The sequence below is a fragment of the Boseongicola sp. genome, assembly GCA_014075275.1.
In the GTDB taxonomy this organism is placed as follows: domain Bacteria; phylum Pseudomonadota; class Alphaproteobacteria; order Rhodobacterales; family Rhodobacteraceae.
Genome location: CP046179.1, coordinates 876,005 through 890,280 on the forward strand (window position 1 = coordinate 876,005; position 14,276 = coordinate 890,280).

The window sequence follows — 14,276 nt, forward strand, 5'->3', positions numbered from 1 at the left end:
GTGGAAATATGGGAACTCTCCGTTTCCAAATTGGGGTCAATCAGCAGGTGCGTTTATGGGGTATTATAATACCTAATTTGTAAAGCATTGATTTTGAATGATTTAATCGTATTTGTGCGCCTTGACTGTGCGCGCCAGTGCTTTAAACACCGCGCATCAAAGTTCCCCCAATAGGGTCAGAGACATGAAAACCTTTACCGCTACTCCGGCGGAGATCGAAAAGAGCTGGGTGCTGATCGACGCTGAGGGCGTTGTTCTGGGCCGTCTGGCGTCGATCATCGCCATGCGCCTTCGCGGCAAACACAAGGCCTCGTTCACTCCGCACATGGATATGGGCGACAACGTCATCGTCATCAATGCTGACAAGATCCAGCTGACGGGCAAGAAACGCGACAAGCCGAATTACTGGCACACTGGCTATCCGGGCGGCATCAAATCCCGCACCACCGGTCAGATCCTGGAAGGCAAGCACCCCGAGCGTGTTGTCATGCAGGCCGTCAAGCGCATGTTGCCTGGCAACAAGCTGAGCCGTCATCAGATGACCAATCTTCGCGTTTATGCAGGTGCCGAGCATCCGCACGAGGCGCAGGACCCAACTGTTGTGGATGTTGCATCCATGAACAAAAAGAACACCCGGAGCTGATCCCATGGCAGAAGACATCAAATCGTTGGACAACCTGAAAGAGGTTGTCGCCGAGGGCACAACCGAGGCAGTTGCTGTTGAAGCTGTTGTTGACGTTGCAGCCCTTCCTGAGCCCGTTCGCGACGAACTGGGCCGGTCTTATGCCACTGGCAAGCGAAAGGACGCGGTAGCCCGTGTCTGGATCAAGCCAGGCTCTGGCAAAGTATCGGTCAATGGTCGCGAGTTGGAAGTTTACTTCGCGCGCCCTGTTTTGCAGATGATCTTGCGTCAGCCGTTTCAGGTTGCAGGCGTCGACGGTCAGTTCGACGTTATGGCAACCGTCAAAGGCGGTGGCTTGTCGGGTCAAGCTGATGCGGTCAAGCACGGCATCTCGAAAGCGCTTCAGCTTTATGAACCATCGCTGCGCGGTGCTTTGAAAGCCGCTGGCTTCCTGACACGCGATAGCCGTGTGGTTGAGCGGAAGAAATACGGTAAGGCCAAAGCACGGAAGAGCTTCCAGTTCTCCAAGCGTTAAGCCGCCGACACTACATTTCGAAAAGGCCGCTCGTTTGGGCGGCCTTTTTCATTGGCGCTATAACTGCCAGGTCATCACATAGTCGTCCATGACATAGCCCTCGCCAATATCGAATGTGACTTCTTGGGTTTTCTCAAAGCCAATCTTTTCATAGATCGCGATGGTGTTCAGGTTCATCTTGTTGACAGTCAGCGTGATCGCTGAGTGGCCGTCACGTTCCGCCATGTCTTTAACAAACTGAAGTGCTGCTTTTCCCAATCCATTGCCGCGTGTGGATGACTGAATATAGACCTTGCTCAGAAACAGGCTCTCTTCGCGGGGATGCACTGAAAGATAACCGACATTTTGGCCTTCAAGCTCAATCAGGTAGAGACGGGCATTTTTGTGTGCGATTTCGTCAGCGATAGCAGCCTTTGAGTGCAGAGTGCGCAACATATAGTTGACCTGATCGGCGCCGATGATCGAGGCGTAATGCTCCATCCAGATCGGCCCTGCAATGTTGACCACCGTTTCGATTTCCCGGGGCGTTGTCACACGTCGAAATTGGGGGGGCGTCATTGGTTTTGATCTCTCCGGCAATGAATTTGGAAAAGATCCGGCGTGGTGATGTCTTTAGTCATCGGCTTCAAGCAGTCCCAGCCCGCGCAGATAGATACCAATACCACTTTCCAACAGATCCTCCGGAGGAAAGGGAGACTTTGTGCCGGGAGAGCCGCGTGCGAACAATTCGACGACACCGTGGCTCATGGCCCATATGTGAGCCGAGACCATTTGTGGCGGCGGGCGCTTGGCCGGATCGATGTGTTCAGACAGTTTATCGGCAGCTTTTTCCAGAACTGCCAAAGCGCGCCCTGAAACCAGCGCCAGTTCCGGCGTGCGGTTAATCGATATGCCGCTTTCAAACATCGCCATATAATGGCCCGGATGGCGGCGGGCGAAAGCCAGATAGGCGCGGCCAGTGGCTTCGAACGAGGCCAGATCGGACGGCTGGCCGGTTTCATAGGCATATTCCATCAGATCGGCGAATATTTCATAGCCCTGGCGTGCAGCCTCGGCGATCAGGTCCTCGCGGCCTTCGAAATGGCGATAAACGGCAGCCGGGGTAACGCCTGCACGCTTGGCGGCCTCGGACAAGGTGAAACCGGTCGGGCCCTTCTCCTCAATCAGGATCAGGGCGGCGTCGACGAGTGCCTGGCGTAGATTGCCGTGATGATAGCCGCGTTTAGGCACCCCAGATGTCCGGTCCGCCGCAGATTTTGGCGTCAGGCGCCAAGTCTTTGCCTTTGCCAGCATAGTCGCAATCGGCCAGCACACTTTTGATGGCGCTGAGGCGTGCACGCTTTTTGTCGTCTGAGCGCACGATGGTCCAAGGGGCATGGTCGGAATGGCTACGCGCGAAGGTTTCGGAAATGGCGTCGCTGTAGGCGTCCCATTTCTTCAGGCCTTCGACGTCGATCCAGCTGAGTTTCCACTGCTTCAACGGGTCTTTCTCTCGGCTGAGGAAACGACGGAGTTGTTCAGCGCGCCCGACGTTCAGCCAGAGCTTTTTCAGGATGATGCCTTCGTCGATCAGCATTTCTTCGAAATCGGGGACCTGGGTGAAGAAATGTTCCCGTTGCTCGGGTTTGCAGAAGCCGAAGACGTGCTCGACAACGCCACGATTATACCAGCTGCGGTCGAACAGGACGATTTCGCCTTCGGTGGGCAGGTGGTCTATGTAGCGTTGGAAATACCATTGGCCGGTTTCGCGGTCTGAGGGTTTGGAGAGTGCAACAGTGCGCGCCACGCGCGGATTAAGGTTCTCGCGGAAGCGCTTGATTGTGCCGCCTTTTCCGGCGGCGTCCCGACCTTCAAATACGATGACGACGCGTTTGCCGGTTTCTTTCACATCGGCCTGAAACCGGACCAGCTCCAATTGCAGGCGTTCGATCTCAGCTTCGTAGTCGTCTTTGTCCAGCGCCTTGGAATAGGGATAGCTCGAGGACAGGATATCTTTCTTGCCCGCATCCTGAATGGCGGCGCGTACGGCATCGGGGGCATCCGCTTTGTAGAACTGGCTGATGGCACCGTCGAAAGGCAAGGTCATGTAACGTCCTTTTACTTTCTATTAACGTAGGTGTTCCAGCGCCTTAGCGCAATCCGGCGCGGGTTGCGACGCGGTCGATTGCTGCGATTACGTCACCGGTTGCGACCTGGTGCGGCATGTGGCCAATGCCTTCCATGATGGTCAGATTTGCATTCGGCAGAGTCTCAGACAGCGGGATGGCATGGGTGACCATTGGCGTGGTGGTATCGACATCCCCGTGCAGGATTTCGGTTGGAAGGGCCATATCGGGGTAGTGCGCTGACATTTCGACGATATGGGGGCGTAGGTTGTTCACCTGACGGCCATTGGCGCGCAGGCTTCTGGCACGGGTTGCCAACATCGTCGCGGCCCTTTCGCGATAGCCAACTGGGACGGGTTGTGGAGCAAATACGCCGCTTAGCGTTGTGTCTACCCTTTTCGTTGACACAAAAGCCGAGATAAGTGGCGGCAGAACAGCACCGCCAACTGAATTGCCGAGAATCCGGTAATAGGCGTCAAGTTTGCCGGGCCACGGCATGGTCGCACCAGACACAATGACAAGCCCGGTCGCAGGTTCGTTCAATCCCCAAGCCATCGCCACTGCACCCCCAAATGAATGGCCAAGCACCAATGGAGCACTTGCACCTTTAGCGGTGACGGCGGCTGACAGGATATGTGCTTGATCGGCGGGGCTTGCTGCAATGGTTGTGAAAGGGTTGCGATTGTTCCGGCTGATGCGCTCGCTCCAACCAAATCCGGGACGATCGACGATGAACAGTCGATAGTTTTGCGCCAGTTCTTCGCCGATCTCGGTCATAAACTCGCGGCTATTTCCGCCCGCACCATGGATCAGCACCAAATCAGGACCTTCGCCCATCACGGTAACATGTATTTCACGGCCTTCGACGGTAACGATCTCGCTGGTTGGTGGAAATCGGGCCTCGATCCGGGCTTCGCGGATGTCGGCGACGCGGTCGATGATCAGGGCGCTGGCAATCACCAACGCGGCAATGGCCAGCACCGCACTCAGCACGGGTGCGCGCAACATTGCGGTGGCTGGTGACCGGTCACTTTCTGAGATCCGTCGTGGTTTGGCCGATCAGGCTCATGTCGTATGGCGTCGTCAGATAAATCTCGGAGATCCAGTTGCCATAGAGAAGATGGGCATGGCTGCGCCAGCGGTTTTGCGGATCGTTGGACGGATCGTCATCCGGGTAGTAATTCGACGGCACATTGATGGGCGTGCCATTGGCGATATCACGGTCGTATTCTTCTTTCAGCGTGCCACTGTCGTATTCGAAGTGGTTGAAGATATAGAGCGCGCGATGCGCTTCGTCTTGCACCAGACAGGGGCCGGCCTCGTTTGATCCAAGCAATGTGGTCAACCCGCCAGCATGGTCAATTTCGTCCTGCTTCATCTCGGTCCAACGACTGACCGGGATGACGCAATCATCTGAAAACCCGCGCAAATACGGGCTTTGCGGCGATTTATTGGAATGCCGGTAGCAGCCGAATAGTTTGGCCGGAAGGATGTGCTTCTGAACCCCATGGAAATGGTTAATCATCGCCATGCCACCCCAGCAGACGCCGAAGGTGGAGTGGACGTTGGTCTGGGTCCATTCCATGACCTCCTCCAACTCGCTCCAATAGGTTACGTCTTCGAACGGTAGGTGTTCGATGGGCGCACCGGTGATGATCAGACCGTCAAACTTCTGGTCCTTGATCTCTTGGAAGGGACGATAGAACTCGGCCATGTGTTCGGCGGCGGTGGTCTTGGTTTGGTGCTCAGACATGCGGATCAGTTGCAATTCGATCTGCAAAGGAGTTGCGCCGATCAGGCGGGCGAACTGATTTTCGGTCTGAATTTTCTTGGGCATCAGGTTCAAAAGCCCAATGCGCATGGGCCGGATGTCCTGGTGCTGAGCTGCGTCCTCGGGCATGACCATAACACCCTCGCGCGCGAGGACATCATAGGCAGGCAGGGTCGAGGGCAGTTTGATCGGCATTGTTTCAGGTCCGGGTTTTGTGGTGAAGGTTTGAAATAGCGTTTGCGATGTCAGTTCTCAAGGTGTCGGGCCGGGCAGGGCGCTTTCCAACTTCGTGAGTTCCAAAACGGGATCAGGGCATTCGATCGATTGCGGCGGAGATTACATCCGTGAGGTCAGCTTCGGAGCTGATTGACGCCGCGGCATCAGCGCTGATTGCGACGCCCCATTTTTCGGCGATGGCGCGATAGCGCGGTCGGCGATGGGCCAGAGCACGGGCATAGGTCCAGCGAACGAAAGCGTCCGGGTCAATTGTGTCGGGGGCGGCGCCGGTTTCGGTCTGATAGTCGGTCCAGGCGGTTTCAAGGAATGCCGGCTGGTAGCACATTGGCTTTGGGGCGCGGTCGAAGCGGCGGATCAATTTCTGGGTGTGGGCTTCGCTGCCTTCTATCCAAACCGGAAGCACAGTGTCTTTCAGGGCCGACAGGACGGGATCGTTCGGGTTGTCAGGGTCAACGACCTCGCAGACTGAACCGGAGGTGTCGCAGATGAAATTGCCATAGCCGTAAAGGTCTTGCGCACGGCGCACAAAATGCGCGGTGTCCTGCATCGCTGCAATTTCGGCGGCGCGGTGTTGATCCTGGCGGCGGCAATATTCGTCGAACGGCAAGCCGCCTTTGGAAGGGTCGCCGGGTTTTCCAAGGTATGTGGACAGCGGTGCCAGATTTTCGAACGTGATGTTCGACTGGATGAAAACCGAGTCAGTCAGCAAAAGCTGCCGCAATAGGGGAACCTGCATCGCTTCGCGTTTGAAGTTGTCGGCGATGTGTTCGCCCATGTAGCGCGTGCCGATGCGGTAATCGACCGAGTAATGGAACCAGCCGCCTTCGTCGCGCAGAAGATTCGAGATATAGGTTTTGCCCAAGCCGGACATGCCAAACAGCATGATCCGTTTGTTGGGGGCATTCCGCCACTCATCTGCGTTTTTGTAGAGCATAACTGCCCGGCTCCTGACCTTTCAGCCATGGGTAGGGCGCGATTGCGGGGGGGTCAATTGGGAGGGTTGCAAAATAGGGGCAACGTGGCGGCGCTGCCCTTTCGTGGGGTGTGCTAGAACGTGTAGCCCACGCGAATGCCTGCACCGATGGCGTAGTTACCAGAAAACGCACCTGCCGGAACCGCAAGCCCCACGCGGGTGTTGGCGTCACCAACATCTACGTAGCTTATACCGCCCGTAACCCGAACGTTGTCTCTGGTATAGACAGCACCAATGGTCGCGCCCAAACGACCATCGGTCGGTCCGAGGTTTCCGGTCGGCGATCCAGTTTGCTCTTCATAGGACACCGACCCCAGAACTGACCAAGTTTCGTTTAGCCGACGACCAACCCCCAAGTTGTAAGTAATACGGTCGTCGTCAAACCCAACAAGTGGCGCTCCACCAGAAATCGTTCCATAGTCAGTTGGAGTTATCGAGAATTCGCTCCATTCGACCCAACGGATCGAGCCAAACACCAAGGTGTCTTCTGCTACGCCCGACTGAAACTCTAAGTTCAAAGCCTGTGGCGTATCTATTAGCGTTGGGGACACACGGTCGGGTCCGAGGCCTGAGTTTTCGGTGGTTGTAAGGCTGTGATTGATGTCAGATATGTATGTCAGCGCTACCCGCAACGCTATTTCCGGCTTTTCGTAGGCTGCTCCAACCAGATACCCCATAGCGAAGTCACGCTCTCCATCTGCAGAGTAAGCGCCGAGAAATGGGACGACCGCCGTTGCCTCAATCGATTGGACTCTAAGTCCGGCGTGAAAGCTGACGTTGGAGGGCAAAATGTACTGAACGATGCCCGTCAGGGCTTGTGAATTGAACTCGGCCGTTGAACCCGCGGCAAAATAGCTTCCTGGTCCGGGTGCGCCCGGGTAATTCACATCGGCGCCGTACGGTTGGTCGTAGAAAATTGCATAGGACCAAGTATCATTCAGGTCGGCTTTGTAGGCAGCCCCGAATTGCAAATAGGTCTCAGTCATATCGCCGGATGACAATCCCGGTGTGAGTAGTCCTCCGACACCTGATACAGTCGGCGAAACGCCACTCAGTGAGAACTCCAGATAACGGCCTTCTTCGAACAGGACGTTCACAGACTGGTTGGTCCGCTCAATACCACCCGCGTGCGCTGCGGTCGCAGCCGCTGTAATCGAAGCCGCGGTCATAATACGTTTCATAACGTCCAGTCCCCACTGTGTCGCTTTGGTAGCGCGGACATTAGGGAGGCCGGGGCGAATAGGTCAATTAATTCTACACATTCCGCCTAAGATTGTACCGCAGCGTAACTGTTCTGTCATTGAGCCTGAGATTGGCGCGACTCGTGCCAGATGTTCAGGTAATTTCCGCCAAATATCAGGGCAGCACCCAGGAAAACCGAGGCGCTTAGTGGTTCGGCGTAAAACAGCATGCCTACAATCGCGATCACTGGCAGACGCAAGAAGTCCATCGGAACTACAATTGATGCCGGGGCGACCAGCAAGGCGTTTGTTAGACAAGTGTGCGCCAGAAGACCGGCTAGGGCGATCATAGTGACCCATGGCCAGGCTGCCGCGCTTGGCCAGGCAATGTCGCCATCATATCCGGTGGCTATCAGCCCCATGACCGCTTGCATCGCGGTCAGCCAAAACAAGATGCCAAGAACGGTTTCGGTTCTGGTCAGCAATTTTGTCAGGACAATTGAGCCTGCGAAGGCGACGGCTGCGGTTCCTGCGATCAGCAATCCCGTAGGGTCACCTCCGGATCCGGGACGCGCCACAAGAATGGCCCCTGCGAACCCCAGAAGTACGGCAAGAACACGCGGGCGGGTCAATTTTTCCCCAAGAAGAAAGACAGCCAGCAACATAACCCAAATGGGCGAGGTGAACTCAAGCGCGAACAACTGCGCCAGCGAAATCAAGGTCAGTGCAAAGAACCACAGGTTCTGTCCGGTAAAGTGGCAGAGGTTTCGCACCAGATGCGTCCCCAGCCGGTCAAAACGCACTTCGTTCAACTTGCCGAACAGACCGCCTACCAGCACAACGATGAATAGCCCGATAAATGAGCGATACATCATCATCTCGAATGTATCGAGTTCCGAAAAAAGCGCACGTCCGGCAATTGCCATGGACGAGAATGAAACGATGGCCCCAGTCATCCAGGCCGCAGCCGCTAGGGGCTGCGACCTTTCGGTCATTCGAGATACTTAATGTAATTCTCACGTGGGACGCTTCCGGCCTCAGCAGCGCTGGCGGCACCTGCACGGAGTAGGTTCAATGGCCACTTCACGCTTTCCCACAGAAGGTTCGGCGTGATGACGAACCCGCCTTCGGGGTCGGCGGCGACATTGGTGATGCTTTCAAATCCTGCCCAGCGGAACGACGCGTTCGCCCGCAGCAGATGATAGCGATGGGACACCAGAAGAATCGGTGACGCTTTATCGAGATCTTCGATGTCGCCAACAAACAATGCATTTTGCAGCGTCGAATGAGAATTGCCTTCGATCGTAATCGCATCTGCGGGCACGCCAGCTTCGATAGCAGCAGCGGCCATGGCTTCGGCCACCGCTTCATTGTTGGTCGCGGTTCCGCCTGAAACAATCAGGCGAGGCGCCTTACCATCGGTATAAAGCGCGACAGCACGATCCAGGCGCGTTTTGGTTTCACCGAAAAGGCCGCCAGTTTTGCCAGCGTTGCCCGAAACCACAACAATGGCTTCGCCGTTTGGAACTTCCAGCGGTGGTTCTTACATTGCCACATAAAGACCGGTGCCAATCAGGGCACCCCAGATTGAAATGATCGCAAGTGCAAATATCCAACGGATGAGTTTCATGCTCTGATCCTATATCCCTTAACCCAATACAGCACCTTCAGGATGTGCATGGGTAATTGTTAACTCAGCCGCCAGACTGCCCCAAGTTCAGGGCCATATTCAGGAGAAACTGGCCCGAAAGCGTGGCAGAAAAGGCGACAATTGCCGCCTAAATGACGTATTGTTGCAGATTTTGGAAAAATATTCCGACTAAAATCAATCCCGAATCTCGATTGCCATGTCTACGTCATTCCATCTCAATTGTTCCGGGAGGTTTAGAAGTTACATCGTAAAAGACCCGGTTTATGTCTTTGACTTCATTGATAATACGAGTTGCGGTTTCGCCAAGAAATTCGTGAGTGAACGGATAGTAATCAGCCGTCATGCCGTCAACAGACGTCACAGCACGCAAACCACAGGCGAAATCATACGTGCGCCCATCGCCCATAACACCAACGGTGCGAACCGGCAGAATGGCGGCAAATGCCTGCCAAATCTCATCATAAAGCCCGTGCTTGCGGATTTGGTCGATGTAAACAGCATCCGCCTGCCGCAGGATATCCAGCTTTTCCCGTGTGATTCCACCCGGACACCGAATGGCCAGACCCGGACCGGGAAAAGGGTGACGGCCAATGAAACTGTCGGGCAGACCAAGCTCGCGGCCAAGGGCACGAACTTCATCCTTGAAGAGTTCCCGCAAGGGTTCAACCAGTTTCAAACCCATCTTTTCGGGCAGGCCACCGACATTGTGGTGCGATTTGATGGTGACTGATGGTCCTCCGGAAAAACTGACGCTTTCTATGACATCCGGATAGAGCGTGCCTTGGGCCAGAAACTCGGCGCCATCAATCTGGTTGGCATATTTCTGGAAGACGTCGATGAACAATCGACCGATGATCTTGCGCTTGGTTTCGGGGTCAGACTGACCGTCCAACTCGCCCAGGAACAACGCGCTTTCGTCCGCGTGAATCAGCGGAATGTTGTAGTTGTCGCGGAACATGGCAACGACTTCATCCGCCTCGTTTTGCCGCAGTAACCCGTGGTCAACAAACACGCACGTCAGTTGGTCGCCGATGGCTTCGTGAATGAGAACAGCAGCAACCGAACTGTCGACGCCGCCGGATAGCCCACAGATCACCTGTTTGTTGCCGACCTGATCACGAATCTTGCGGATCGCTTCCTCGCGGTATGCATCCATGGTCCAGTCGCCGGTAAACCCGGCCATGCGAACAAAGTTCTCGTAGAGTTTGGCACCGCGCGGTGTATGATGCACTTCGGGATGAAACTGAACCGCGAAAAATTTGCGTTCAACATCTGCTGTAATGGCGAAGGGCGCACCAGTCGAGGTGGCATAGACTTCGAAACCGGGCGCGATTTCAGCGACATGGTCGCCGTGGCTCATCCAAACCTGCTCGTTGCCACCAGCGAACCAACCGTCCAGCAGATCCAGTTTGTTCGATTGCGGATCAACAAAGGCGCGTCCGAACTCGGCGGTGCCTTTGCCACGTTCGACACGACCGCCCAGCATTTCCATCATGACTTGCTGGCCGTAACAGATGCCTAATATCGGAACATTCAGATCATATACGCTGGCAGGGGGGCGCGGCGAGCCTTCGTCAATAACGCTGGCAGGGCCGCCTGAAAACACAACGGCACGCGGAGCAAAGTCCTTTAGGAATGCGTCGGTCACGCTTTGGTAGGGGTGGATTTCGCAATAGACATTCAGTTCCCGTAAACGGCGCGCAATCAACTGCGTCACCTGCGAACCAAAGTCGATAATAAGAAGGCGGTCATGCGAGGTATTTGTCATGGTGGCTGATTAGGCGCACCGGGCAGGGTGTGCAAGCACTTTGGGGCTCTGCCCCGCTCGCCATGCTCGCCCCCCGGAGTATTTTCACCGGAAAGAAAGCACATGTCGCTTTTTGAAGGCAGAGGACGCAAACTGCACGGGGCATTGAGCCGGGCAGTGTATGACGGATTAAAATGTCGTTGGAGGGTTAACGATGTCAGAAGCACAATCGCGCCGTCGGGCACGGGGTGGCGGTGGAGCCGCCCGTCGCGCCGAGCGTACAGCCGTCAAAATTGAAGCGGCAAAATACATTGAGCGCAACATTCCCAATCTGGAAATTCTGAACGAAGAGGCGTTGGATATTATCGAAGCCAATGCTGAAACGGTATTGGAAGAGATCGGAGTCGCATTCGTTGACAATCCTGCTGCTCTGGAGCGTTGGAAAGCCGCTGGCGCAGAAGTTGTCGGCGAGCGTGTTCGACTGCCAAAGGGATTGGCCAGAAAGCTGTGTTCAACAGCGCCTTCGACATTTGTTCAGCATGCCAGGAACCCAGAGCGGAGCGTTGTCATCGGTGGCAACAATCTGGTGCTGGCCCCTGTTTATGGTCCACCCTTCGTACGTGACGCAGAAGGCGGACGCCGCTATGCCACGATCGAAGATTTCCGGAAATTCGTGAAACTGGGCTATATGTCCAAGTGGCTGCACCATTCCGGCGGTACCGTTTGCGAGCCGACCGATATTGCGGTCAACAAGCGCCATCTGGATATGCTGCTTGCCCATATGACCCTGTCAGACAAGCCATTCATGGGGTCGGTGACCGAACCGGAACGGGCGGCAGATTCGGTTGAAATGTGCGAGATCCTGTTCGGCAAAGACTTTGTGGCTGAAAACACGGTCATGACTTCGCTGATCAACATCAATTCACCGCTAACCTTTGATTCCACGATGATGGGCGCGTTGGAGGTTTATGCCAAGAACAATCAGGCCGCGATCATTTCTCCCTTTATCGTGGGCGGCGCAATGGCCCCGGTCAGCGTGGCCGGCACGTTGACGCAAGTTATGGCGGAAGTTCTGGCCGGTGTTGCCTATTCGCAGTTGATCCGCCCCGGTGCGCCAGTGATTGCCGGAGCCTTCGTGACCTCGATTGATATGAACTCGGGCGCGCCGACCTTTGGCACGCCGGAGGCTGCAAAGATCACCTATGGCATGGGTCAGATCGCACGGCGTCTGGGTTTACCCTATCGTTCGGCCGGTTCGTTCTGTGGATCGAAACTGCCTGATGCCCAAGCTGCTTATGAAACGGCGAACAGCCTGAACGTCGGCCTTTTGGCAGGTGTCAATTTCATGCTGCACTCGGCAGGCTGGCTTGAAGGCGGGCTTGTGGCCAGTTTCGAGAAATTCGTTATGGATGCCGACCAACTGGGTGCGTTGCATGGCATCGCGTCCGGCGTTGATATGTCCGAGAACGGGCAAGGCATGGATGCCATCCGCGAAGTTGGGCCTGGCGGCCATTATCTGGGGTGCGCGCACACTCAGGCCAACTTCAAGAGCGCTTTCTGGCGCACCGAGCTTCTTGATTACAAACCATTTGAGACCTGGGCCGATGAGGGCGAACAGGACACGGTTCAATTGGCCAGCAAGCGCGTAGAAAAGTTGCTGAACGACTATCAAACACCGGCATTGGATCCGGAGATCAAGGCGCGGCTTGAAGCATATGTCGCCGAGAAAAAGGCGTCTGTTCCCGACGCATTTGCCTAAACGGCCGTTGGCCCGCGTGGTATCAGGCGGGCCTCGGCCATCAAGGCGATCAATATTTCGATGTGGCGTGCCGGTGAATAACCGGCGTTGCCGTCGCGGCGGCCGCATTCGGCCTTGGCTTCTGCTTCGAGTAGATATCTGACGGTTTCTTCGGGGCGCTTCGAGGCGTGCGCACTAATCAGGCGCGGTAAAGTGCGGTCGCGGCTGTAATCGCTCATTCCGAGCCGGGCAGCGCGGATTAGTAATCGTGGACGACGCAATCCCGCCAGCACATTCAAAACATCAGACATAAGTGATATCCTTAATTGAGGTTCATCACCACTAATGCAACCTACGCGTGTGTTGCACACATCCCATAAACAGCGTTCGGGCATATTTCTGTTTATTTACAATTCATACACCAATTTGACTGCAGACCGTTTGTGTTAAGAGACTGGTAATAAATACAACTCAAGGTTGCTAGTGGTGGGTAGCCGTTTCGAAGTTACACATCCGGTTCAAAGGAGGATCGACATGCACACAGCACAAGACACCCCGAGGATATTGGCCGTTCCAGATTGGGCGCCGGACGATCTTCGCCGTTATCTTGCGCACACCGAGCATGGCCAATCGATCCGTTCGTTGGCGCGCGAAGCGGGGTGTCATGCCTCGACTGTGTTGCGTCAGGTTCGCCGCTATGAAACGCGTCGCGACGATCTCTTGGTGGAATTGGCGCTTTGCCGTCTCAGCCGTTCTGGGGGTGTCGGTGACGGGCTTTCGCCGGATGTCGAGGACATAGATACAATGACACTTGCTGCAGAAGTTGAAGACGCCCCGGAACTGCCGGATGAAGAGGAGCTACCTCGTGACGCCCCACGGGTATTGCGTCGTCTGAACGAACCCGGCGCCTGTTTGGCCATCGCTAAAGACATGGAAAAGGCAGTTGTCGTGCGTGAAGATACCGATGGTCAAACATTGCGAACAGCAGTTGTAGATCGCCCTTTGGCTGAGGCAATGGCGCTGAAAGACTGGGTGACTTTATCATGTGAAGGGCGCATTTCGCGCTATCGAATTACCACCACAGGCCGCCACGCTTTAAAGAGGCTTCTGGCTGAAGATGAAGCAAACCGTGCCGGATTGGCCGAAAAAGCCCGCCCATTCGCGGCCCAGCACGCCGATCACGAGACGCAAAATGTCCGAGACAGTGACGGCAAACGGCGGCGGGAGCGTTACAATGCAACCGAAAGCCCGCTGCTTTCTTTGGCGCGTCGTCGGGACGGCACAGGAAAGCCCTTCCTGAGCGCCGATCTTGTTGCCGCGGGCGAACGTCTGCGCGAAGATTTCGAATTGGCCCAAATGGGGCCACGTGTGGCTCAGAATTGGGAGCGTTTCTTAACCGCCGGTGTCCGTGGCGATTACAACTCTGGCACCGGTGGCGGTTCCGATGCAGCCCGCGAACGCGTCAGTCGTGCACTTAGCGATCTTGGGCCAGGACTTGGTGACGTGGTCTTGCGGTGTTGTTGTTTTCTGGAAGGCATGGAGGCTGCCGAAAAACGAATGGGCTGGTCAGCACGCTCTGGCAAGATTGTTCTCAGGATCGCTCTGGCTAGACTTAAGCGGCACTATGACGAAGCTGAAGGCAACTGGTCGCCTCTTATCGGGTGACTTCGAGTTTTCGATCCAACAAAAAAAGGCGCCCCATACGAGGCGCCTTTT

General features: G+C 55.6%; 15 protein-coding genes. 4 read left to right on the plus strand and 11 right to left on the minus strand.

Annotated features, from left to right (window positions below):
* Positions 1-184 precede the first annotated feature (184 nt).
* The gene (rplM, locus tag GKR98_04440; protein QMU57513.1) at positions 185-643 is read left to right on the plus strand and encodes a 50S ribosomal protein L13; all 459 of its coding nucleotides are present in this window, start codon (positions 185-187) and stop codon (positions 641-643) included.
* A gap of 4 nt (positions 644-647) precedes the next feature.
* Positions 648-1,157 (plus strand): 30S ribosomal protein S9, encoded by a 510-nt coding sequence (rpsI, locus tag GKR98_04445; protein QMU57514.1) that lies wholly within the window; start codon positions 648-650, stop codon positions 1,155-1,157.
* A gap of 57 nt (positions 1,158-1,214) precedes the next feature.
* Here rpsI and GKR98_04450 read toward each other — a convergent pair whose 3' ends face one another.
* From GKR98_04450 to guaA, 10 genes are all read right to left on the minus strand, one after another.
* Entirely contained in the window at positions 1,215-1,715 is a 501-nt protein-coding gene (locus GKR98_04450; protein ID QMU57515.1) for a GNAT family N-acetyltransferase, read from the minus strand.
* Positions 1,716-1,769: 54 nt separating this feature from the next.
* Positions 1,770-2,387: a TetR family transcriptional regulator gene (locus GKR98_04455; protein ID QMU57516.1), complete on the minus strand. Its 618-nt coding sequence runs from the start codon at positions 2,385-2,387 to the stop codon at positions 1,770-1,772.
* Entirely contained in the window at positions 2,380-3,243 is an 864-nt protein-coding gene (ppk2, locus tag GKR98_04460; GenBank protein ID QMU57517.1) for a polyphosphate kinase 2, read from the minus strand. The genes GKR98_04455 and ppk2 overlap by 8 nt, the downstream gene beginning before the upstream one ends.
* A gap of 43 nt (positions 3,244-3,286) precedes the next feature.
* Positions 3,287-4,270, minus strand: a complete 984-nt coding sequence (locus GKR98_04465; protein QMU57518.1) for an alpha/beta fold hydrolase — start codon at positions 4,268-4,270, stop codon at positions 3,287-3,289.
* 19 nt (positions 4,271-4,289) lie between these two features.
* Positions 4,290-5,228, minus strand: a complete 939-nt coding sequence (locus GKR98_04470; GenBank protein ID QMU57519.1) for a homoserine O-succinyltransferase — start codon at positions 5,226-5,228, stop codon at positions 4,290-4,292.
* A gap of 112 nt (positions 5,229-5,340) precedes the next feature.
* Positions 5,341-6,204 (minus strand): ATPase, encoded by an 864-nt coding sequence (locus GKR98_04475; GenBank protein QMU57520.1) that lies wholly within the window; start codon positions 6,202-6,204, stop codon positions 5,341-5,343.
* Between the two features lie 113 nt (positions 6,205-6,317).
* Positions 6,318-7,424, minus strand: coding sequence for a hypothetical protein (locus GKR98_04480; protein QMU57521.1), 1,107 nt, complete (start codon positions 7,422-7,424; stop codon positions 6,318-6,320).
* A 116-nt stretch (positions 7,425-7,540) separates the two neighbouring features.
* Positions 7,541-8,419 (minus strand): EamA family transporter, encoded by an 879-nt coding sequence (locus GKR98_04485; protein ID QMU57522.1) that lies wholly within the window; start codon positions 8,417-8,419, stop codon positions 7,541-7,543.
* On the minus strand, positions 8,416-8,958 hold the full coding sequence (locus GKR98_04490) for a hypothetical protein (protein QMU57523.1): 543 nt from the start codon (positions 8,956-8,958) through the stop codon (positions 8,416-8,418). The genes GKR98_04485 and GKR98_04490 overlap by 4 nt, the downstream gene beginning before the upstream one ends.
* Before the next feature lie 322 nt (positions 8,959-9,280).
* Positions 9,281-10,843: a glutamine-hydrolyzing GMP synthase gene (gene guaA, locus GKR98_04495; protein ID QMU57524.1), complete on the minus strand. Its 1,563-nt coding sequence runs from the start codon at positions 10,841-10,843 to the stop codon at positions 9,281-9,283.
* Positions 10,844-11,036: 193 nt separating this feature from the next.
* Here guaA and GKR98_04500 point away from each other — a divergent pair, with 193 nt between their 5' ends.
* The gene (locus tag GKR98_04500) at positions 11,037-12,581 is read left to right on the plus strand and encodes a trimethylamine methyltransferase (protein ID QMU57525.1); all 1,545 of its coding nucleotides are present in this window, start codon (positions 11,037-11,039) and stop codon (positions 12,579-12,581) included.
* Here GKR98_04500 and GKR98_04505 read toward each other — a convergent pair.
* Positions 12,578-12,871, minus strand: coding sequence for a hypothetical protein (locus GKR98_04505; protein QMU57526.1), 294 nt, complete (start codon positions 12,869-12,871; stop codon positions 12,578-12,580). The genes GKR98_04500 and GKR98_04505 overlap by 4 nt on opposite strands.
* Before the next feature lie 223 nt (positions 12,872-13,094).
* Here GKR98_04505 and GKR98_04510 point away from each other — a divergent pair, with 223 nt between their 5' ends.
* Positions 13,095-14,225 (plus strand): helix-turn-helix domain-containing protein, encoded by a 1,131-nt coding sequence (locus tag GKR98_04510; GenBank protein ID QMU57527.1) that lies wholly within the window; start codon positions 13,095-13,097, stop codon positions 14,223-14,225.
* Positions 14,226-14,276 lie beyond the last annotated feature (51 nt).

Coding starts and splice junctions, on each gene's coding strand:
- GKR98_04470 (QMU57519.1), bottom strand. CDS start 5,228: ATGCCGATCAAACTGCCCTCGACCCTGCCTGCCTATGATGTCCTCGCG.
- GKR98_04465 (QMU57518.1), bottom strand. CDS start 4,270: ATGTTGCGCGCACCCGTGCTGAGTGCGGTGCTGGCCATTGCCGCGTTG.
- GKR98_04475 (QMU57520.1), bottom strand. CDS start 6,204: ATGCTCTACAAAAACGCAGATGAGTGGCGGAATGCCCCCAACAAACGG.
- GKR98_04480 (QMU57521.1), bottom strand. CDS start 7,424: ATGAAACGTATTATGACCGCGGCTTCGATTACAGCGGCTGCGACCGCA.
- GKR98_04450 (QMU57515.1), bottom strand. CDS start 1,715: ATGACGCCCCCCCAATTTCGACGTGTGACAACGCCCCGGGAAATCGAA.
- GKR98_04485 (QMU57522.1), bottom strand. CDS start 8,419: ATGACCGAAAGGTCGCAGCCCCTAGCGGCTGCGGCCTGGATGACTGGG.
- GKR98_04510 (QMU57527.1), top strand. CDS start 13,095: ATGCACACAGCACAAGACACCCCGAGGATATTGGCCGTTCCAGATTGG.
- GKR98_04505 (QMU57526.1), bottom strand. CDS start 12,871: ATGTCTGATGTTTTGAATGTGCTGGCGGGATTGCGTCGTCCACGATTA.
- guaA (QMU57524.1), bottom strand. CDS start 10,843: ATGACAAATACCTCGCATGACCGCCTTCTTATTATCGACTTTGGTTCG.
- rpsI (QMU57514.1), top strand. CDS start 648: ATGGCAGAAGACATCAAATCGTTGGACAACCTGAAAGAGGTTGTCGCC.
- GKR98_04500 (QMU57525.1), top strand. CDS start 11,037: ATGTCAGAAGCACAATCGCGCCGTCGGGCACGGGGTGGCGGTGGAGCC.
- ppk2 (QMU57517.1), bottom strand. CDS start 3,243: ATGACCTTGCCTTTCGACGGTGCCATCAGCCAGTTCTACAAAGCGGAT.
- rplM (QMU57513.1), top strand. CDS start 185: ATGAAAACCTTTACCGCTACTCCGGCGGAGATCGAAAAGAGCTGGGTG.